The sequence below is a fragment of the Micromonospora sp. NPDC000316 genome, from assembly GCF_042898885.1.
Classification (GTDB): Bacteria; Actinomycetota; Actinomycetes; order Mycobacteriales; family Micromonosporaceae; genus Micromonospora.
In genome coordinates this window covers 1-17,810 of the sequence record NZ_JBIAZG010000011.1, presented here as the reverse complement: position 1 = coordinate 17,810, position 17,810 = coordinate 1, and the positions used below count along the sequence as shown (strand labels likewise).

The following is a 17,810-nucleotide window of genomic DNA, read 5'->3' as shown; positions in this document are numbered from 1 at the left end:
CGCTTCGATTGATCAATGACAAGACATATAGCGATTTTTTGCTATCCTGGAGCCCAGTGCTACCGGGATGTGACACATGGGCAACTGGGTCGTCTCCCTCGCCGGGCCTCGGCAGATCAGCCTCGAGCCCTGCCCGCCGGATCCGCTCGGCCCCGGCCAGGTCCGGGTCCGCACCTGCTACTCGGGCATCTCCGCCGGCACCGAGCTGACCCTCTACCGGGGCAGCAATCCCCGGCTCAGCAAAGACTGGGACGACGCTGCGCGGATGTTCGTCCCCCGGCAGACCCCGGTGCCCTACCCGCTGGTCGGGTTCGGCTACGAGGAGGTCGGCGAGGTCGTCGAGGTGGCGCCGGAGGTCACTGACCGGCACCCGGGGCAGCTCGTGTGGGGCATCTGGGGGCACCGGGCCGAGGCCGTGCTCGCCGCCGAGGCGGTCCGTCCACTGCCCGCCGACCTCGACCCGCTGGCCGCGGTGTTCGCCCGGCCGGGCGCCATCGCGCTGACCTCCGTGCTCGCCGCCGATCTGCACCTCGGCGACTGGGTGGGCGTCTTCGGGCAGGGCGTTATGGGTCTGCTCGCCACCCGGCTCGCCGTCCTCTCCGGGGCCCGGGTGGTGGCCGTCGACCGGGTGCCCGACCGACTGGAACACGCGGCCCGCTACGGCGCCCGGGCCATAGTGGACGCCACCGCCGCATCCGCCGCCACAGTGCTGCGCCAGGCCACCGACGGCCGGGGCGCGGACGTCTGCCTGGAGCTGTCCGGGGCGTACCCGGCGCTGCACGAGGCCATCCGATCCACCGCACACGCCGGTCGGGTCGTGGCCGCCGGCTTCTACCAGGGCCAGGCCGACGGCCTCGGCCTCGGTGAGGAGTTCCACCACAACCGCATCCAGTTGGTGGCCGCCCAGGTCTCCGGCCCCACCCCCGCGCCGAGCATGGCCGGCCGGTGGACAGGCGACCGGGTGGCGCAGACCTTCATGGAGTTGGTGGCTGAGCATCGGGTCGACCCGCTGCCGCTTGTCAGCCACATCGTCGACGCCAGCGCGGTCGCCGACGCCCTCGCGCTGCTCGACAGCGGCGCCGGTGACGTCCTCCAAGTGGTGTTGAGGTTCTAGATGACCACCATCGCGCTCGCCTGCCAGGAACAACTCCTGCCGGGCACCAACCTGATCCAGAAGTACGCCCTCGCCGCCGCCCTCGGCTACCAGGGCATCGAGCTACGCGGGCGCGGCGACGGCGCGTTCGCCCGCCGACTGCCCGAGCTGCGCCGCGCCCGCGCCGCCGGAGTGGTGATGCCCACCGTCTGCGTCGAGATGGACCACTTCATCGGCGACTTCGACCCCGCCCGCTCCGCCGACGCCGTCCGCAACCTGCGCTCCCAACTGTCGGTGATCGCCGAGCTGGGCGGCATCGGGGTGATGACCCCGGCGTCCTGGGGGATGTTCTCCCGGCGACTGCCGCCGTTCGAGCCGCCTCGCCCGCCGGCCGGCGACCGGCTGGTGCTCCTCGACGCCCTCGGCGAGCTGGGCACGCACGCCCGCGCCGAGGGAGTCACCCTCTTTCTCGAACCCCTCAACAGGTACGAGGATCACATGGTCAACCGTCTCGACGAGGCTGTCGCCCTCTGCGCGGCGGTCGGCCTACCCTCGGTCCGGGTGGTCGCCGACACCTTCCACATGAACATCGAGGAGGACGACGTGCACCGGGCACTCCGTGCCGCCGCCCCGTACCTCGGGCACGTGCAGGTAAGCGACTCCAACCGCTACCAGCCGGGTGCCGGGCACCTGGACTGGCCGGCGCTCGTGCGAACCCTGTTGGAGCTTGACTACCAGGGTTGGCTGGCGTTGGAGTGCCGGCTGCGCGGCGACCCGGTCCGCGCGTTGCAGCAGGCCGCCACTGTGCTGCGGCACGCGCTGCCCCGGCGGGCCGCCGCATGACCGCCGCCCCGGCCCGCACCGGCGGGCCGACCGACCTCGCCGGGCTGCGCCAGCTCGCGGTCACCACCCTCGACGCCAACTGGGAACACGACCACACAGTGCCGTCACGCACCCTCTATCCCCACCAGTGGAGCTGGGACTCGGCGTTCATCGCGGTCGGCCTGGCCCACGTGCGCCCCGAGCGCGCCTGGCGGGAGCTGACAAGCCTCTTCCGGGCACAGTGGGCCCACGGGCGGGTCCCACACATCGTGTTCAACCCCGCGCTGCGCGTCGGCGCGTACTTCCCCGGGCCGGAGCTGTGGCGCTCCACCGACGCCCCGGGAGCGCCCGCCGGGCACACCTCCGGCCTGGTCCAGCCGCCGGTGCACGCGCTCGCCGCGCTGCTGGCGTACCGGCGGGCACCCGAGCCGGTCGGCCTGGCAGCCCTGCACCAGCTCTACCCTGCGCTCGTCGCGCAGCAGCGCTACCTCGCCGACCGGCGGGACGTGGCCGGCGACGGGCTCGTGTGCATCGTGCACCCATGGGAGTCCGGCCTGGACAACAGCCCCGCGTGGGACGAGCCGATGGCCGCCGTGCCGGCCGAGGCGGCGGTGATGCGCGCGTACCGTCGGCACGACACCGCGCACGCCGACGCCGCGCACCGCCCCACGGACCTCGACTATGCGCGCTACCTGGCGATCGTCGCGGCCTACCGCGACCACGGCTACGACGATCACAACCTGGCCGAGCGCCATCCGTTCCTGGTGGAGTGCCCGCTGTTCAACGCGGCGTTCGGCGTCGCCGAACACGCCCTCGCCGAGATCGCCACGCTGATCGGCGCCGACCCCGGCCCGCACCGGGTCCGCGCGGCCCAGATCACCGAGGCAGTGGTACGTCGGCTGTACGACCCGGTGACCGGCACCTTCCAACCCCGCGACGTGCGGGCCGGTCGGCTGCTCGGTGCGCGTACCGTGCTCGGGCTGACGCCACTGATCCTGCCCGACCTGCCCGCCCGGCAGGTCGACGCGCTTGTCGTCGAGGCCCGGTCGGCGCGCTTCGGGGTGGCCGTGCGGATGGACCGCCCGCTGCCCAGCCACGATCGGACCGCGCCCGACTTCGAGCCGCTGCGCTACTGGCGCGGGCCGAGCTGGCTGAACATCGGCTGGCTGGTGCGGCGCGGCCTGCTCGCGCACGGGCACCCGGAGTTGGCGGCCGGGCTGCGCCGGTCGATGATCGGGCTGGTCGCCGGGGCCGGCTGCCACGAGTACTTCCACCCCGACACTGGCGTCGGGCTGGGCTCACCGGCGTTCGGCTGGACCGCCGCGCTGCTGCTCGACCTGCTCGCCGACCAGGAGTAGGAGCCGTTGCCCGTTGCCAAGGCCTGCGCTTGCAGCGCAGTTTGCCGGCACCGGCCGTGGGTAACCGCCCGGGCGTGACCGACAGCGTGCTCGGCGACGGGTTTCCGCACTTCATCGACGCGGTGGCCCGACGGTCCGGCCTGCCGCCCGAGCAGGCCGCCACCGTTGCCCGCGCCGTACTCCAGACCATGTCCGAACGAGTCACAGGCGGGGTGCCCGACGACCTCGTCGGGCACCTCCCGGACCAGGTGGGCGGCTACCTTGACCCCTCCGCGCCGGGGCCTGCCGCGGCCACGCCGCCGGCGAACGCCGGGCCGGCCGAGTTCCTTCGCAGGGTGGGCCAGCGCGCCGGGGTGGATCCGGTGACGGCAGGGGCCGGCACCGGGGCGGTCTTCGCGACACTGCGCGAGGCGGTGACCGTGCGGGAGTTCCGCGCGATGGTGGCGCAACTGCCCCACGACGACGACGGCCTGCCCACCCTGCCCGACCCCTGACCCGCTCCGGCGCGCGAGCAGATCGAGGCTTCAGATGACCTGTGGCTCCTCGGGCTCGGCGACCCAGGCGGAGAAGACCGGCACCCCGTGCCACGGCCCGGTGGTCCCGTCGGGCCGGCGTTCGGTGGCGACGGCCACGACGGCGTACGGGTGGCCGAAGCGCAACTCGGCGGTGCGGGCGACGCCCTCCGGCGGCAGGCTGACAGTCCCGAACATGCCGGTCACCGCCGCCGCCTCGAAGCCGTACCTGTCGTAGCGGGCCATCGCCACCTGCCGCGCCTCGAAGCCCTGTGTCGGCTGGGCGAGCGCCCGAGCCAGCGCCGCCGTGGCCGCCGGGAAGCCCAGCGCCTCGGCGGTGAGGTCGTGCTCGCTGCGGGCCGACCAGCAGGGAAGCACCGCGCTGTGCCGCTCCTCGCGGCCGTCGCGGGCCCGGGTGCGGACCTGCTCCTCCCGGATCGTCCACAGCGGCGCGTCGCCGAGCGGCAGGTCGAACAGCGAGCGCCGGCCGGCCAGTTGCCCGCCGTCGGCCGCGCCGGCACTTAGGTGGTACGCGGCGGCCAGCACGTCGGCCGGCGGCACCTCCGGTGCGGCGGCGACCGAGAGCACGACTAGCCCCGCCCCGTCGGCCGTCTGAGCCGGTGCGGCGTGCACGATCACGTCACCGGCCCGCGTGGTCGTGACGATGGCGCCGCGGTGGCCGTGGCTCGGGCTGCGCAACGCTCGGCGTAGCGTGCGCGCCCAGGCGCTGCCGGGGCCGAGCGCGCCGGCCTCGGTGACCTCGAACGGCTCGGCCCACGAGATCCGGGTCGCGAGGGCGCTGGCGAGGGCGAACACCACATCCGGGCCGACCTTCAGGGGGAACGTGTCGATCAGGCCGTCGGTGTGCTCGCGCGCCCACGCGTCCAACCCGGCCTGATCGGGTAGCGCACCCACCTCGGTCGTCGCGGGCAACGCCGCCCGCCACCCCGCCGTACCGTCGGCGAGACGGCCCGGTCGGTGCCAAAGCGCGGTGGCGGACGCGACAAGCGGGTGCGGCGCGTCCAGCAGCGCGCGGGCGACCTCCGCCGCGCCTGCCAGGTCCGTGCCGAGCGCCGCCGCCAGGTCCGCAGCCACCGTCGCGCTCGCGCCCGCCGTTGTGCGCTCGGGCGTCGCCTCGGGATCGGACGCCGCTGCGCTGAGGGCGAGCAGCAGCCACGCGCCGAGCGGGGAGGCGACGTGGTGCCGGTCGCCGATCGTGGCGTGCAGCCGCTCGGCGTACGCGGAGAGCGGGCCGTGCAGGTCGGTCGTCATGCCCCCACTCTGCCCGCCGCGCGCCGGTCCGGCATCCTCACCAACTGTCGCTCACGCCCACAGTTCGAACGGCTCGTCGATGGTCTCGCCGGCCAGGAACGGGGTGATCAGCTGGGGGAGTCGGCCGGGGTAGAAGCGTTCCCGGCTGGCCACCACGTCCGGCAGCGGCCACCAGCGGAACCCGAAGTAGTCCTCCCGCTCGTAGTCGAGCCGGTGGGCCTCGTCCACGTCCGGCCCGGGGCCGTCCAGCCGTACCGCGACGATCACCTCGTTCTGGACGTGGCGCAACTGCCGGTGCGGGAAGCTCGCCCGTCGCCGCCAGGTCGGCGCACCCACCTGCCCGGCGGTCACCACGATGCCGGTCTCCTCGCGCAGTTCCCGGACAGCCGTGTCGCGGTATGCCTCACCGGGGTCCATGCCGCCGCCGGGCAGCTCCCACCAGGTGCCGAGCCGGGGATGGTCCGGGTCGCGGGTGTGGAACAGCAGCACCCGATCGGTGGCGTCGAGGACCACCACCCGCACCGCGCGCCGCTCCCACACGGGCAGGTCGTCGGGCAACTCGCTCATCGGACCAGTCTGCCGCAGGCCCGGCCCCGGCCGGCGCCTCATGCCGCAGGCCCGGCCCCGGCCGGCGCCTCATGCCGCAGTGGCTCGTCCCTTTGGAGCTGAACCGTTTACGACATCACCGACGCCCGGCCTCGCAGGGCTGGCGGACCGACGGTGCGGGGCACCTCGGCGCTGAATCGTCTACGTCATCAGCTCCAAAGGCACCGCAGAGACCTCGGCCGCCGCCCTGCCGTAGCGGCCCGCTGCGGTCGACCGCCAGCGCCGTGGTGGTCGCCCGCTCTGCCGTAGCTCCGGCTCCGACTGCCGGCGGCGGGGCCGGTAGGCTGCCCGCCGTGGCTGGTCTGTTGAGGAACATGGCGCAACGCATCTCCCGGGTCGGCGCGGCGATCCCGTCGCCCCGACGGTCCGGGCCGGCGCCCGCGAAGGTTGCCCGTCCCCGCCAGGTCAACGCGTTGCAGCGGCGGGAGCTGACGTACGCCCCCGAGCAGGACGGCCACGCCGACCCGGGCGAGATCGTCTGGACCTGGGTGCCCTACGAGGACGACCCCCGCCAGGGCAAGGACCGCCCGGTGCTTGTGGTGGGGCGGCACAGCCGGACGCTGTTCGGGCTGATGCTGTCGAGCCAGAGCGACCGGGACGGGCAGCGGCACTGGTTCGCGCTCGGCCCCGGCGAGTGGGACCGGGACAACCGGCCGAGCTGGGTCCGGCTGGACCGGGTGCTCACCATGCGCGAGGACAGCATCCGCCGGGAGGGCGCGGTGCTGGACCGGCCCCGGTTCGACCGGGTCGGGCAGGCGCTGCGCGCCGGCTACGGCTGGCGCTGACCGTACTCCGGTAAAGTCTGTCGGCCGATCAGGCTGGCTCGCGGCTCAGCCAGTGTGGACGGTCAGCGCTCCACGAGGCGGGTGCGGTCGGTGAGTTGGCGGGCCGGTCGGGCGCCGGAGAGGCTCTTCGCCTGGTACATGGCCGCGTCGGCGCGGCTGAGCGCCTCGGTGAGCTGGGCAGGGCCGGTCACCGGGGCGAGCCCGACGGATGCGGTCACCCGGACGCTGCTGCATCCGCTGAGTCGGATCGGCGCGGCGACGGTCTCGCTGAGCCGTCGGGTGGCGTGCTCGATCCAGCGCCTGTCGACGGTCGGGCTGGCGAGCAGGCCGGCGAACTCGTCGCCGCCGAGGCGGGCGACGAGGTTGTCCCCGGCGAAGCCTGCCAGCCGGTCGGCGACGCTTATCAGCACCTGGTCGCCTGCGGCGTGCCCGTACCTGTCGTTGATCTGCTTGAAGTCGTCGAGGTCGAGCACGATGGCGATCAAGGGCTGGCCGGCGGCGTCGGTGAGGAGTGCGGCCGCGAGGCGATAGAAGGCCCGCCGGTTGGGCAGTCCGGTGAGTGGGTCGTGGCTGGCGGCGTGCCGTTCGGCGGCGAGCTCGGCCTGGAGGTGCTCGATCTCGGCCTCGGCCCGCAGCGCCCGTCGCCGCAGTTGCCAGGAGGACAGCAGCGCTCCCGCCGCACAGATGCCGGAGGCGACACTCATCGGATCCGGCACGAGACCTCCCATCGCCGCGACCGCTTCCAGGCGTCGGTCGACGCGGCGCGGTTGCCGCGTCGGGCCCAGTTGTCCCCGTTTGGTGCCCCAGCCGGGGTCACTCAAAGTGAACGGATGAGCACCGATCACGTGCGTTATCATGCTCGCCGTCCGGTGCAGATGCAATAGCAGATGCACGTGCAGAACCGTCCGTCGTTGATACCGCACCCTCGCCGTCACCGCTCCTCCCCACGGGCACCGGCGGGCTCGTGACCAGAAAGACGCCTCTCATGCAGCAGCCACCCAATGGCGTTCCGATCCATCAGTTGCCCCCGCTGAGCTGGCAAAAAAGTCGTCGCAGCAACCCCAGCGGCAACTGCGTCGAAATCGCTGAGCTGCCCGGGGGAGCGGGCATCGCCGTCCGCAACTCGCGGCATCCGGAGGGGCCGGCCCTGATCTACACAGTGGACGAGATCGCCGCCTTCGTGCTCGGTGCCCGCGACGGCGACTTCGACCATCTGATCAACTGAGCGCTCCGACAGGCCCCTCCTCGGAACGCGCCTGAATCACCGCTTTCCAGGAGTTCATCTCACTGACGGTCCATGGCATGCTTACACGTCGGCCGGGCCGGATGCCCGACGATGTGGTCGGTATGCGGAGGTCCGCACGTGACGATGGTTCCCGCCGAGGGCGGCCCGACAACAGGGCCCACTGTGCTGCGCATGTTGCTCGGTGCCCAGCTGCGCCGGCTGCGGGAATCCAGCGGGGTGACCCGCGAAGGCGCCGGCTGGGAGATCCGGTCCTCTGAGTCGAAGATCAGTCGGATGGAGCTGGGTCGCGTCGGCTTCAAGGAACGCGACGTGTCCGACCTGCTCACCCTGTACGGCGTCACAGACGGGCAGGAGCGCGAGGCGCTGCTCAAACTCGCCCGGGACGCCAACAGCCCTGGCTGGTGGCATCGCTACGGCGACGTCCTGCCCAGCTGGTTCCAGTCCTACCTGGGCCTGGAGGCGGCGGCCGCGCTGATCCGCAGCTACGAGGTGCAATTCGTACCCGGCCTGTTGCAGACCCGGGAGTACGCCCGCGCGGTCGTCCTGCTCGGGCACGGCACCGCTGACGCGGCCGAGATCGAACGCCGGGTGGCGCTGCGGATGCAGCGCCAGCAACTGCTGCGCCGCGACGATCCACCGCAGCTCTGGGCAGTGGTGGACGAGGCGGCGCTCCGCCGTCCGATCGGCGGTGTCGAGGTGATGCGGGGGCAGATCGAGGCGCTCATCGAGGCGACCCGGTCACCCCACATCCGGCTCCAGGTCATCCCGTTCGCGGCCGGTGGCCACGCGGCGGCCGGCGGCGCCTTCACCATCCTGCGCTTCGGCGACCAGGAGTTGCCCGACATCGTCTACATCGAACAGCTCACAAGCGCCATCTACCTGGACAAGCGCGACGACCTCGACTATTACGCCGTGGCCATGGAACGGCTCTGCGTCGAGGCCGAGCCGCCGGAGCGCACCCCGGAGATCCTCGACCGGCTGCTGAAGGACGCCTACCCGCACTGACGCGCGTCCGTGTCGTCGTAGCGGGCTCGGGCCTCGTGCAAATCGGCGATGTGTGCCTCGGCCCACGCCTTGATGGCCCGCTGCTCGGGCAGCACGCTCTCGCCCAGCGGCGTCAGCCGGTAGTCGACCCGGGCCGGCACGCTCGCCGTCACCGACCGGCTCGCTCACCACCAGGGCCAACCACTTGTTGCTGAGCGTCGCTATTGACCGACACCGACGTCTCGCGCTAACCTCTGGATCGATACAGTTCTGAATCGATCCAGAGGGGTGCCGGGTGAAGCCAACGCTGCAAGCCGTTGCGGACGCCGTGGGCGTCTCCCGCAGCACCGTGTCCAATGCCTACAGCCGTCCTGACCAGCTCTCCGCCGCCCTGCGCGAGCGGATCCTGGACGCCGCCCGGCAGCTCGGCTACCCCGGTCCCAACCCCACCGCCCGATCCCTGCGACGTGGCTTCGTCGGCTCGATCGGGGTGCTGTTCACCTCGCAACTGTCGTACGCCTTCACCGACCCCTTCGCGGTCCGCTTCCTCGCCGGGGTCGGTGCCGCCGCCGAACGGCACGGCACCAGCATGCTGCTGGTGCCGCTGCCACCGGCACAGACCGACGCCCGGCAGGCAGTGGAGAACGCCGCCGTCGACGGCTTCTGCGTCTACTGCGCCGCCGACGAGCAATGGGCGCTGGACGTGATCCGGGATCGTGGCCTGCCGTTCGTCACCACTGCCGCCCGCGAGGACGCCGGCCCCGACGACCGGTTCGTCGGCATCGACGAGCGCGCTGCTGCCTACGGCATCGCCGCGCACGTGGCTGGGCTCGGCCACCGCCGGGTCGCTCTGCTCGCCGAAGCCGTGCTGCCCCACGCGTCGAGCGGCCCGCTCACCCTGGCCGGGGCCCACGAGGTGTGGCATCCGACCACCCGCGACCGGCTGGCCGGCTTCGCCGACGCGTTCGCCGAGGTCGGCGTCGCCTGGGGCGAGTTGACCCTGGTCAGCGCCGCGGGCAACAGCCGGGCCGCCGGAGCCGCTGCCGTCGCCGGGCTGTTCGACGGGCCCGCACCGCCTACCGCAGTGCTCGCCGGCTCCGACGTGCTCGCCCTGGGCGTGCTCGACGTGCTGGCCCAGCGGCCGGACGGCGACAACCCGCCGGTCTCGGTGACCGGTTTCGACGACGTTCCCGAGGCCGCTACCGCCGGCCTCACCACAGTCCGGCAGCCGGCCGAGGAGAAGGGCCGGATCGCCGCCGAACTACTGCTCGACCCACCCACGGACCCCGCAGCCGGTCACGTGCTGCTACCCACCGCACTCATCGTCCGGGCCTCCACCGGACCTGTCCCGAGGAGTTGACCATGGAATTCCCGACCGGATACGTCACCGCTCTCGACGCCATGAACCGACACGTCAACTCGGCCCGACCGGACGCCCCCGTCCAGGTCGAGCGGCCCCGCCGGGCGCTGCTCGCGCCGACCCGGCAGGCCGCGGCGGGTGCCCTGCACCGCCTCGCCGACCGGATCCAGCCGCGACCGATGCCGTCCACGCCCCGCTGCTCCTGACGGACCGTCAGGCCCGGTGCCACCCACGCAACACCCCATTTCGGTACGTGGGGAACGAGCGGGTCAGCACCGGGCGGCGCGGGTGGTCGAGTGGGGCAGGGCCAGGCAGACTGGCGGGGCCATGTCACCGTTCACGCCTACTCTCCGTCTCCACGACCGCTACGTACTGCACGAGCGGATCGGTCTCGGCGGCATGTCCGAGGTGTGGCGGGCCGACGACGAGGTGCTCGGCCGGCCCGTCGCGGTCAAGGTGCTCGCCGGGCAACTCACCGCCGACCCGCACCTGCGGGCCACCATCCGACGCGAGGCCCGCGCGGCCGCCCGGCTGACTCACCCACACGTGACCCAGGTGTACGACTACGCCGAGGCGACCCTGGCCGGCGGGGTCGTCGTGCCGTACCTGGTGATGGAGTTGGTCGAGGGGCACAACCTGGCCGACCGGATGCGCTCCGGGCCGATGCCCTGGCCGGAGGCCGTCCGGGTGGCCGGGCAGATCGCCGCGGCGCTTGCCGCCGCGCACCGCATCGGCGTCGTGCACCGGGACATCAAGCCCGGCAACGTCATGCTCACCGACACCGGCGCCAAGGTGCTCGACTTCGGCATCGCCGCGCTCGGCGGGCTCGACAGCCGGTCCGGCGAGCCGGTGATGGGCACACCTGCCTACTTCGCCCCGGAGCGGCTCGCCGCCGGCCCGCCCGACCCGGCCAGTGACGTGTACGCCCTCGGCGCGCTGCTCTACCGCACCCTCACCGGCCGGGCGCCGCTGCCCGTGCAGAGCTGGGAGGACGCGCTCGAGGTCCACCGGCAACGCACCCCGGTGGCGCCGCCGCAGGTGCCCGGCCTGCCCGCTGACATCGCCGAACTGACAGTCGCCTGCCTCGCCGCCGACCCGGCCCGCCGGCCGAGCGCCGCACGGCTCGCCCGCCGGTTCGGCGCCGCCCAGCCGGTCGAGCCATCCACCGAGCTGCTGCCATCAGCCCACCCGCCCACCGAGATGCTGCGCGTCCCGCCGTCGGTCCTGGCCGCCACCGAGATGTCACATGTCCCGTCGTCGGCCTCGGCAGTCCACCCGCCCACGCTCATCGACCGTTCGGGGGCCCCGCCTGCCCTCGCGCCGGTGGCCCTCGCACCCCGTCGGCGTCGCTCCCGCCGGCCGCTCGCCGTTTTGACCGCCGCCGGCCTCGCCGCCGTGGTCGGGCTCGGCGCGCTGCTCGCCCAGGGCTTCGACTCGTCCGGGTCGCCCGAATCCCCGCCGCTCGCCGGCCCGTCGACGGCCTCCGCCCCGGCACCCTCGGCCACCACACAGTCGCCGACGCCGACGTCACCGGCCGCACCGCCGCCCACCAGCGGCGCACCGACCCCGACTCCGACTCGGACCTTCGGTCAGCAGGTGCCGGTCAGCCTGCGGCAGGTGACCAGCGAGTTCGCTGCGGTGCTCGCTCAGGCCCAGGCGCGCGGCGACATCGACCGCAAGACCGCCGAGGACCTGCGCGACGACCTCGACAACCTGGACCGCCGGCCGCGCGACCGGGCCAGAAACGTCGCCGACCTGCGCGAACACATCGCCGAGCTGGTCGAGCGGCGCGAGATGTCGGCGCGCACAGCCGCCCAGCTCGACGCCCTGCTCACCCAGGCGACAACGGCCGCCACCGGCCGCACCGACGACTCACGCTAGAGCTGCGGCACCCGCGGCTTCACGGGCCGGGACGCTCAGAGCGTGATCCAGTAGCGGCGCGCGGGGCCGAGGTCGGAGTCCCGGACGCCCTCAAGGACACCGCCGTGCCGCTCGACGGTCTTCGCCGACGCGACATTGTCGGCCGCGCAGACGACCAGGACACGATCCAGGCCGAGCCGCCGAGCCTCGTCGAGCATCCGCCCCAACGCCCAGGTCGCCACACCCCGGCGGCGGGCGGACGGCCGAATGCCGTAACCGACGTGGCCGGTGGCCCACAGCAGATGATCGTCGAGTTCGTGCCGCAGCGCGATCCCACCGAGCACGCGGTCGTCCTCGACAATCCACCGGTACGTGCACCGCACCTGACCCTCGTCAAGCGGCTTAGCCGGATCCGACTGGTCCGTCAGCCGCGTCACCCAGGTCGCGAACCCGTCAGGCGTACGCACCTCGTCGGTGGGCCGCAAGCCGAAGCCGTCCTCGTGGAGGCCAGCACCCCACTCTTCGTGCGCGTCCAGCCACGGGCGGTGCAGGTGCACGGTGGGCGCGATCAGCTCGGGCATGCGGCGATCGTATTCGTCGGCGTCGGCCTATTCGTTGAGGATCTGCTCCCGAAGGATCTCCGCGTGCCCGCAGTGCTGCGCCAACTCCCGCAGCACGTGCAGGTAGACCCAGCGCAGCGGCAGAGGGCCGCGCCGGTTGCCGCGCAGCACGTCGTCCAGACCCAGGGCGGCGGTCGCGCGGCGGGACGCCGCACACGCCTCGCGGTGTGCTCGCTGGACACTGGCGATCGTGTCGCCGTCGTCGAGGAGAAACGAGTCTTCCGACCGCTCCGGGACGCCGATCTCCGCACGGGACCGGCACGTGACGGCCTCGTCGAACCACACCTTCTCGACGAACGTGGCGTGCTTGACCAGGCCGAGCAGCGTTGTGCGCGACGGCACCAACGATCGGCGCGCCTGCTCCTCGGCCAGCCCGTCCAGGTAGCCGTTGAGCGCGTTGCGGTGCTCGTCGATGAACGCCTCGAACTGCTCCTGCGCGGACGCACCGACCACGTCGATCGCGAAGGTCGGCGGAAAGGAGGTCATGGTCGAAGCCTAAGACACCGGCGGAGGACGGCTGCCGCGACCGGCGCTAACCGAAGGAGAGCAGGGCGCCGCGCTCGTCGAAGCGGGCCGTGCCCGCCCACGCGATCTCCCAACGGTTGCCCTCGGGATCGGCGATATAGGCCGAGCGCCCACCCCAGGACCGGTCGGTAGGCTCGGCCACCACCGTCGCACCCGCCGCGACCGCCGCGGCGAAAGCCGTGTCGACCTCGGCCCGGCTGTCGACGTTGCAGGCCAGGGTCACCCCGGACCAACCGCCGGCCGGACCGGGCACGCCGGGTGCCGCCTCGGCGGCCAACTCTGACAACGGAAAGAGCGCGAACAGAACGCCGCCGAGCAGGAACGCCGACCAACTGTCGTCGCTGCCCGGCGACTCGGGCCAGCCCAACGAGCGGTAGAACGACCGCAGCCGGCCCACGTCGCGGGTGCCCACTGTGACAACCGACAGTCGGGAGGGAAGTGCGTCCATGACACTGATCCTGCCCGGCGCGTACGACATGTCGGCACCCACCGTCCGTCAGGGACGGTGAGCGGCTCCCGGGCCGGCGAGGGCCTGAAGCGACGCGGTGGTCGCCGGGTCGGCCGGGAAGAAGGCCTCGACGGCCAATCCGGCGACTGTGACGTCCAGCGGCGTACCGAAGAGGGTGGTGGTGCTGAGGAAGGACATCTCCCGGCCGTCATGGCGGTAGCGCAGCGGAACGACGATGCGTGACACCGCCGTGCTGATCGGCGTCTCGTGGGCGTCGTCGCCGGGGTAGCCCCGAAGCTCCTCGTGCAGGTCGTACAGGATCGGGTCGTTGCTCGTCACTGCCTGCTGGCGCAGCCGGCTCAGCAGGTGGGCGCGCCACTGCGGCAGGTTGAGGATGCGCGGAGCCATGCCGTCGGGGTGCAGGCTGAGCCGCAGCACGTTCACCGGAGGGCTCAGTAGGCGAGGGTCCGCGCCAGCGGTGAACAGGGCCACTGCCGGATTGGCCTCGACAAGGTGCCAGTGCTGGTCGACGAGCAGTGCTGGGTACGGGCTGTGACCGTCGAGGATCTGCCGCACTGCCGCGCGCACCGGGTCCAACTCCGGATCGGTCAGCTCGTGAGTGGAGTATGCGGGCGCGTAGCCACCGGCGAGCAGGATCGTGTTGCGGGCCGCCAACGGCAGGTCGAGATGCTCGGCCAGCCGCAGGATCAGCTCCGGGCTCGGGCGCGACCGCCCGGTCTCCACGAAGCTCAGGTGCCGGGCCGACACCCCCGCCTCGATCGACAGGTCGAGCTGACTCAGCCCGCGGGTCCGGCGCCAGTCGCGCAGCAACTCCCCGACGCCGCGCGTGGGCCTTGCCGTGGTCGTCACGCCTCGACCCTAGTGACCGCAGCTGCGCACGAACCATTACCTGCGAGGTAATCGACAGGGCACCGGCAGCCTCGGGACCATCTCCCCATGACCGCGTACGCACTTGCGCACCTGCGCACCGCATCCACCCACGCCGAGGTGCTGGAGTACCTGCGCCGCATCGACGCCACCTTCGCCCCGTTCGGCGGCCGGTTCCTCGTCCACGGCGGCGACGTCGACGTCCTGGAGGGCACCTGGCCGGGCCATCTGGTGATCGTCGAGTTCCCCGACCTGCCCACGGCCCGCGCCTGGTACGACTCCAGCGACTACCAACAGATCAAGCCCTTACGGACGCGGCACATCGCCGGCGACGTGATCCTGGCCGACGGAGTCGAGCCCGACCACAGCTCAGCCGAGCTCGCCGCGAGCCTTGCCCGCCAAAGCGCGTGACGGCCCGCCGCCAGCCTGGCCGCCGAAGCGGGTGGCGGTTCGCCACTAGCGAGGCGAGGCGAGGTGACGGAGGACTCCGTTTCGCCGGCTGGCCCGGTGCCGTCAGCCGATGTCGGCCCGGGCCAGCGACCCGGGCTCGGTGCCCGCCTGTGCGTGCACCTCGCCCGCAGGTGACCAGATCGCCGACCCGCCGGCGGCCTCGGTGTAGCCACCACCGGTCGACCCCGCGAAGCTCGCCACCGCCACCCACACCCGGTGCGTCGTGGCGATCCGCAGCGCTCGCTCGTCCGTAACGGCGGCGTCGCGCGCCGACTCCAGCACGCCCGCCGCGTACACGTCGATGCCGCACGCGGCCGTCTCCGCCGCGTGCGCGGCGACGCCGGTGTCCTTGCAGATCGCCAGCCCCACCCGCCATCCGTCCACGACGAGCACGGCCGGCGCGTCGCCCGGCCGGAACCGGCGGGCCTCCACGTCCCCCAGCCACATCTTCCGGTACGCCACCGTCACGCCGTCGCCGGTCACGGCCAGCGTGGCGATGTGGTCGCCCGCGACCGGCGCACCGGCCAGCGCCAGGGCTCCCGTCTCGGCGCACGCCTCGACAAGCGGCGCCAACCGGGGATCGTCGACCGACACGACAGGCCCGTCCAACTCGTACCCCGTCAGTGACAGCTCTGGAAAGACCACCACCCGGGCGCGCGCCGCGCGGACCGCGGCGGCGTGCGCCCGCGCGTTCTTGTCAACATCAAGGGGTACGCACGGAGGCTGCGCCACCGCGAGCCGCAGCGGGGTACGGTCGTGCGCGCCCCCAGCGGCGCGCTCGGCGTGCTCGGCGTGCTCGGCCGGCCCGGCGTGCTCGGTGTGCTCGGCCCGCTCGGCGTGCTCGGTCCGCTTGGCCGGCTCGGTCCGCTTGGCCGGGCGGTCGCCCTCATGGTCGACTCTCAGGATCACTTCGTAGCGTGGGGGCATGATTCGAACGTCCCACGCCGTGCTCGCCGCCGGAACCCCCATCGCTGCGGCCGAACCGCCCCAGGATGGCCTCGTCGGTTACGTCAGCGACCTGGTGGAACGGCTCGGCGGTCCGGGCGCCGGCCTGGCGGTGGCGTTGGAGAACCTGTTCCCGCCGATCCCCAGCGAGATCATCCTGCCGCTCGCCGGGTTCGTCGCCGCGCAGGGCCGGATCAGCCTGATCGGTGCGATTTTCTGGACGACGCTGGGGTCGGTGGTGGGTGCCCTGGCGCTGTACTACATCGGCGCGTCACTGGGGCGGGACCGGATGCGCGCCATCGTGGAACGGTTGCCGCTGGTGAAGCTCAGCGACGTGGACCGGACCGAGGCGTGGTTCCTCCGGCACGGTGTGAAGGCCGTCTTCTTCGGCCGGATGCTTCCGATCTTCCGGAGCCTGATCTCCATCCCCGCCGGGGTGGAGCGGATGCCGGTGCGAATCTTCCTGCTCTACACGACGCTGGGCAGCCTCATCTGGAACACCACATTCGTGATGGCCGGCTACCTGCTCGGCGACAACTGGCACCTCGTCGAGGGGTACGTCGGAGTGCTCCAGAACGTGGTGATCGTGGCCTGCGTGGCTGCCGTCGCCTGGTTCGTGGGCTCCCGCGTCCTGCGGGCACGCCGCGCCGCCCGCAACCCCGAGCCTGCCGAGGCTGGCGAGCCTGCCGGCCTGGGGCAGCGGGGGGTTCCCGACCCGGGCGGTCGGGGCACCCTGTACCGCAGCGGTGGGTGGACCCCGGACGGCCGCTAGACCCGGCACCGTCAACCAGAGCCGACGGTCGGAAGGATCTCGCCTGGCGGCACCTCGCAAAACGTCGGTTGCCGGGCCTCGGGCGTCGGGCGGGCGTCGGGCGACAGGCGTCGTCGGGCCGTCTGCGCCATGCGGCGTCGGGGTTGAGGGGCGAAGTCGGGTTCGGGCGTCGTGTCGGGGAGTCGGCGTCGGGGTCGGCGCGGGGCGCGGGCGCGGGGCGTGAGGGTCCCGCGTGGGGCGTGGGGCGTGGGGCGTGGGGCGTGGGGCGTGGGGCGTGGGGCGTGGGGCGTGGGGCGTGGGGCGTGGTAGGGCAGAGAGCTGTCGGCTGGCTGTGAGGGCTGGGATCCGCCCACCCGCCTGGTGCATTCCGTCCGTTATAAGTCGTTATCAGCGTTAGTGGTCGCGCCCCTCCAGTCGTCGTCCGGATTTGGTAGGAGCCCTCCCAGAGTTGATCGACTCGACATCGGCGATGTCGGGGTATCCCGGTGCCGTGGATACCGCGATATCGGCGATGTCGAGTGGATCATCCCCTCACGGGCCGGTCTGACCGGGCTGGGCGATGCCGGTGTGGGCGAGATGTCGTCTGTGGGTGGTTTCTGGGTGTGACCGGTGGCATCCTGGGGCCGGAATCGTGGCGGCCTCGGACGGGTTACATATCCTGACGATCGCAGTACCACTGGCCGCTGGCCTGCCCCACATGCGGGGTTGGAATGCCCGGCCAGGCCCGGTCGTTACATCCCGACGACCGAGCGCACTAGCTCGACGGGCCCCGGAATGACCCCGGTCCTCTGGTGGTTACATCCTCCACGACCGGCCGCACCGGCTCGATGTGTGGATGGGCCGCCCCCGGAATGGCCACGGCCCGCCGGTGGTTGTATCTCCGACGAGCGACCACACCAGCCCCGCTTCGACGGGGTTACGCAGGTCGGAATGACTCCGGCCCGTCGGTCGTTACATCTGGACCCGGCGCCACGAGCCCCGCCCGTAGGTCGCCGAATCCCCCAAGACTCTTTTCCCCTTTGTTTGTGCAGCGCCGGACGAGGTGCTCACACCCGCATGCCATCCCCCTGGTGGCGGGTGTTTCCTACCCCCGAAGGAGCTACCCCATGAACACGATCATCCGTAAGAGCATGCTGTCTGTTGCTGGTCTCGCGTTCGCCGGCGGTGTTTTCGCCGGCCCGATCGCCCACGCCGCCACCCCGGTGGATGGCAAGCCGGTCGCGGTGGTGCAGGCCGACAAGCCCGACACCGCCAAGCTGATCCC

The 17,810-nt window shown here is 72.6% G+C and carries 21 protein-coding genes; 12 read left to right on the top strand and 9 right to left on the bottom strand.

What is annotated here, in order from left to right:
• The first annotated feature begins 76 nt into the window (after window positions 1–76).
• From ACFY2Q_RS20825 to ACFY2Q_RS20810, 4 genes are all read left to right on the top strand, one after another.
• On the top strand, window positions 77–1,114 hold the full coding sequence (locus ACFY2Q_RS20825; protein WP_387132585.1) for a zinc-binding alcohol dehydrogenase: 1,038 nt from the start codon (window positions 77–79) through the stop codon (window positions 1,112–1,114).
• Entirely contained in the window at window positions 1,115–1,936 is an 822-nt protein-coding gene (locus ACFY2Q_RS20820; protein ID WP_387132583.1) for a sugar phosphate isomerase/epimerase family protein, read from the top strand.
• Window positions 1,933–3,273 carry a hypothetical protein gene (locus tag ACFY2Q_RS20815; RefSeq protein ID WP_387132582.1) on the top strand — a complete coding sequence of 447 codons (1,341 nt, stop codon included), beginning with the start codon at window positions 1,933–1,935 and terminating at the stop codon, window positions 3,271–3,273. Before ACFY2Q_RS20820 ends, ACFY2Q_RS20815 begins: the two co-directional genes overlap by 4 nt.
• 74 nt (window positions 3,274–3,347) lie before the next feature.
• Window positions 3,348–3,767, top strand: a complete 420-nt coding sequence (locus ACFY2Q_RS20810) for a DUF2267 domain-containing protein (protein ID WP_387132579.1) — start codon at window positions 3,348–3,350, stop codon at window positions 3,765–3,767.
• A 30-nt stretch (window positions 3,768–3,797) separates the two neighbouring features.
• On the opposite strand, the gene ACFY2Q_RS20805 is transcribed toward ACFY2Q_RS20810, so the two are convergent.
• The gene (locus tag ACFY2Q_RS20805; protein ID WP_387132577.1) at window positions 3,798–5,057 is read right to left on the bottom strand and encodes a hypothetical protein; all 1,260 of its coding nucleotides are present in this window, start codon (window positions 5,055–5,057) and stop codon (window positions 3,798–3,800) included.
• 51 nt (window positions 5,058–5,108) lie between these two features.
• Entirely contained in the window at window positions 5,109–5,624 is a 516-nt protein-coding gene (locus tag ACFY2Q_RS20800; protein ID WP_387132576.1) for an NUDIX hydrolase, read from the bottom strand.
• Window positions 5,625–5,956: 332 nt separating this feature from the next.
• Between ACFY2Q_RS20800 and ACFY2Q_RS20795 the strand changes: the two genes are divergently transcribed.
• A complete protein-coding gene (locus tag ACFY2Q_RS20795) occupies window positions 5,957–6,448 on the top strand; it encodes a type II toxin-antitoxin system PemK/MazF family toxin (protein ID WP_387132573.1) in 492 nt (163 codons plus the stop codon).
• A gap of 62 nt (window positions 6,449–6,510) precedes the next feature.
• On the opposite strand, the gene ACFY2Q_RS20790 is transcribed toward ACFY2Q_RS20795, so the two are convergent.
• Window positions 6,511–7,164 (bottom strand): GGDEF domain-containing protein, encoded by a 654-nt coding sequence (locus ACFY2Q_RS20790; protein ID WP_387132570.1) that lies wholly within the window; start codon window positions 7,162–7,164, stop codon window positions 6,511–6,513.
• 269 nt (window positions 7,165–7,433) lie between these two features.
• On the opposite strand from ACFY2Q_RS20790, the gene ACFY2Q_RS20785 reads away from it, so the two are divergent.
• Both ACFY2Q_RS20785 and ACFY2Q_RS20780 read left to right on the top strand, forming a co-directional pair.
• Complete coding sequence (locus tag ACFY2Q_RS20785; protein ID WP_357002044.1) at window positions 7,434–7,673, top strand: DUF397 domain-containing protein; 240 nt, start codon at window positions 7,434–7,436, stop codon at window positions 7,671–7,673.
• A 138-nt stretch (window positions 7,674–7,811) separates the two neighbouring features.
• Window positions 7,812–8,699, top strand: a complete 888-nt coding sequence (locus ACFY2Q_RS20780; RefSeq protein WP_387132567.1) for a helix-turn-helix domain-containing protein — start codon at window positions 7,812–7,814, stop codon at window positions 8,697–8,699.
• Here ACFY2Q_RS20780 and ACFY2Q_RS20775 read toward each other — a convergent pair.
• Window positions 8,687–8,851 carry a winged helix-turn-helix transcriptional regulator gene (locus tag ACFY2Q_RS20775; RefSeq protein WP_387132564.1) on the bottom strand — a complete coding sequence of 55 codons (165 nt, stop codon included), beginning with the start codon at window positions 8,849–8,851 and terminating at the stop codon, window positions 8,687–8,689. The genes ACFY2Q_RS20780 and ACFY2Q_RS20775 overlap by 13 nt on opposite strands.
• Before the next feature lie 122 nt (window positions 8,852–8,973).
• Between ACFY2Q_RS20775 and ACFY2Q_RS20770 the strand changes: the two genes are divergently transcribed.
• From ACFY2Q_RS20770 to ACFY2Q_RS20760, 3 genes are all read left to right on the top strand, one after another.
• Window positions 8,974–10,038 carry a LacI family DNA-binding transcriptional regulator gene (locus tag ACFY2Q_RS20770; protein WP_387132562.1) on the top strand — a complete coding sequence of 355 codons (1,065 nt, stop codon included), beginning with the start codon at window positions 8,974–8,976 and terminating at the stop codon, window positions 10,036–10,038.
• Window positions 10,039–10,040: 2 nt separating this feature from the next.
• Complete coding sequence (locus ACFY2Q_RS20765) at window positions 10,041–10,244, top strand: hypothetical protein (RefSeq protein WP_387132560.1); 204 nt, start codon at window positions 10,041–10,043, stop codon at window positions 10,242–10,244.
• Between the two features lie 121 nt (window positions 10,245–10,365).
• On the top strand, window positions 10,366–11,919 hold the full coding sequence (locus ACFY2Q_RS20760; protein WP_387132557.1) for a protein kinase: 1,554 nt from the start codon (window positions 10,366–10,368) through the stop codon (window positions 11,917–11,919).
• Between the two features lie 35 nt (window positions 11,920–11,954).
• Here the strand turns inward: ACFY2Q_RS20760 and ACFY2Q_RS20755 are convergent, their stop codons facing one another.
• From ACFY2Q_RS20755 to ACFY2Q_RS20740, 4 genes are read right to left on the bottom strand one after another with little or no spacing between them, the layout of a single operon-like run.
• Window positions 11,955–12,479: a GNAT family N-acetyltransferase gene (locus ACFY2Q_RS20755; protein ID WP_387132555.1), complete on the bottom strand. Its 525-nt coding sequence runs from the start codon at window positions 12,477–12,479 to the stop codon at window positions 11,955–11,957.
• 27 nt (window positions 12,480–12,506) lie between these two features.
• Window positions 12,507–13,004 (bottom strand): DinB family protein, encoded by a 498-nt coding sequence (locus tag ACFY2Q_RS20750; protein WP_387132552.1) that lies wholly within the window; start codon window positions 13,002–13,004, stop codon window positions 12,507–12,509.
• A gap of 46 nt (window positions 13,005–13,050) precedes the next feature.
• Window positions 13,051–13,491: a VOC family protein gene (locus tag ACFY2Q_RS20745; protein ID WP_387132550.1), complete on the bottom strand. Its 441-nt coding sequence runs from the start codon at window positions 13,489–13,491 to the stop codon at window positions 13,051–13,053.
• A gap of 48 nt (window positions 13,492–13,539) precedes the next feature.
• On the bottom strand, window positions 13,540–14,361 hold the full coding sequence (locus ACFY2Q_RS20740) for a helix-turn-helix domain-containing protein (RefSeq protein ID WP_387132547.1): 822 nt from the start codon (window positions 14,359–14,361) through the stop codon (window positions 13,540–13,542).
• Between the two features lie 87 nt (window positions 14,362–14,448).
• Between ACFY2Q_RS20740 and ACFY2Q_RS20735 the strand changes: the two genes are divergently transcribed.
• Window positions 14,449–14,790, top strand: a complete 342-nt coding sequence (locus ACFY2Q_RS20735; RefSeq protein ID WP_387132545.1) for a DUF1330 domain-containing protein — start codon at window positions 14,449–14,451, stop codon at window positions 14,788–14,790.
• A 102-nt stretch (window positions 14,791–14,892) separates the two neighbouring features.
• Here the strand turns inward: ACFY2Q_RS20735 and ACFY2Q_RS20730 are convergent, their stop codons facing one another.
• Entirely contained in the window at window positions 14,893–15,756 is an 864-nt protein-coding gene (locus ACFY2Q_RS20730) for a carbon-nitrogen hydrolase family protein (protein ID WP_387132542.1), read from the bottom strand.
• On the opposite strand from ACFY2Q_RS20730, the gene ACFY2Q_RS20725 reads away from it, so the two are divergent.
• On the top strand, window positions 15,755–16,546 hold the full coding sequence (locus tag ACFY2Q_RS20725; RefSeq protein WP_387132541.1) for a DedA family protein: 792 nt from the start codon (window positions 15,755–15,757) through the stop codon (window positions 16,544–16,546). The genes ACFY2Q_RS20730 and ACFY2Q_RS20725 overlap by 2 nt on opposite strands.
• Window positions 16,547–17,810: the final 1,264 nt, after the last annotated feature.

Bases quoted from the DNA above. Each gene is read 5' to 3' on its own strand.
- ACFY2Q_RS20815 (WP_387132582.1), top strand. From the start codon at position 1,933: ATGACCGCCGCCCCGGCCCGCACCGGCGGGCCGACCGACCTCGCCGGG.
- ACFY2Q_RS20755 (WP_387132555.1), bottom strand. From the start codon at position 12,479: ATGCCCGAGCTGATCGCGCCCACCGTGCACCTGCACCGCCCGTGGCTG.
- ACFY2Q_RS20825 (WP_387132585.1), top strand. From the start codon at position 77: ATGGGCAACTGGGTCGTCTCCCTCGCCGGGCCTCGGCAGATCAGCCTC.
- ACFY2Q_RS20800 (WP_387132576.1), bottom strand. From the start codon at position 5,624: ATGAGCGAGTTGCCCGACGACCTGCCCGTGTGGGAGCGGCGCGCGGTG.
- ACFY2Q_RS20725 (WP_387132541.1), top strand. From the start codon at position 15,755: ATGATTCGAACGTCCCACGCCGTGCTCGCCGCCGGAACCCCCATCGCT.
- ACFY2Q_RS20765 (WP_387132560.1), top strand. From the start codon at position 10,041: ATGGAATTCCCGACCGGATACGTCACCGCTCTCGACGCCATGAACCGA.
- ACFY2Q_RS20735 (WP_387132545.1), top strand. From the start codon at position 14,449: ATGACCGCGTACGCACTTGCGCACCTGCGCACCGCATCCACCCACGCC.
- ACFY2Q_RS20730 (WP_387132542.1), bottom strand. From the start codon at position 15,756: ATGCCCCCACGCTACGAAGTGATCCTGAGAGTCGACCATGAGGGCGAC.
- ACFY2Q_RS20750 (WP_387132552.1), bottom strand. From the start codon at position 13,004: ATGACCTCCTTTCCGCCGACCTTCGCGATCGACGTGGTCGGTGCGTCC.
- ACFY2Q_RS20785 (WP_357002044.1), top strand. From the start codon at position 7,434: ATGCAGCAGCCACCCAATGGCGTTCCGATCCATCAGTTGCCCCCGCTG.
- ACFY2Q_RS20805 (WP_387132577.1), bottom strand. From the start codon at position 5,057: ATGACGACCGACCTGCACGGCCCGCTCTCCGCGTACGCCGAGCGGCTG.
- ACFY2Q_RS20760 (WP_387132557.1), top strand. From the start codon at position 10,366: ATGTCACCGTTCACGCCTACTCTCCGTCTCCACGACCGCTACGTACTG.
- ACFY2Q_RS20820 (WP_387132583.1), top strand. From the start codon at position 1,115: ATGACCACCATCGCGCTCGCCTGCCAGGAACAACTCCTGCCGGGCACC.
- ACFY2Q_RS20745 (WP_387132550.1), bottom strand. From the start codon at position 13,491: ATGGACGCACTTCCCTCCCGACTGTCGGTTGTCACAGTGGGCACCCGC.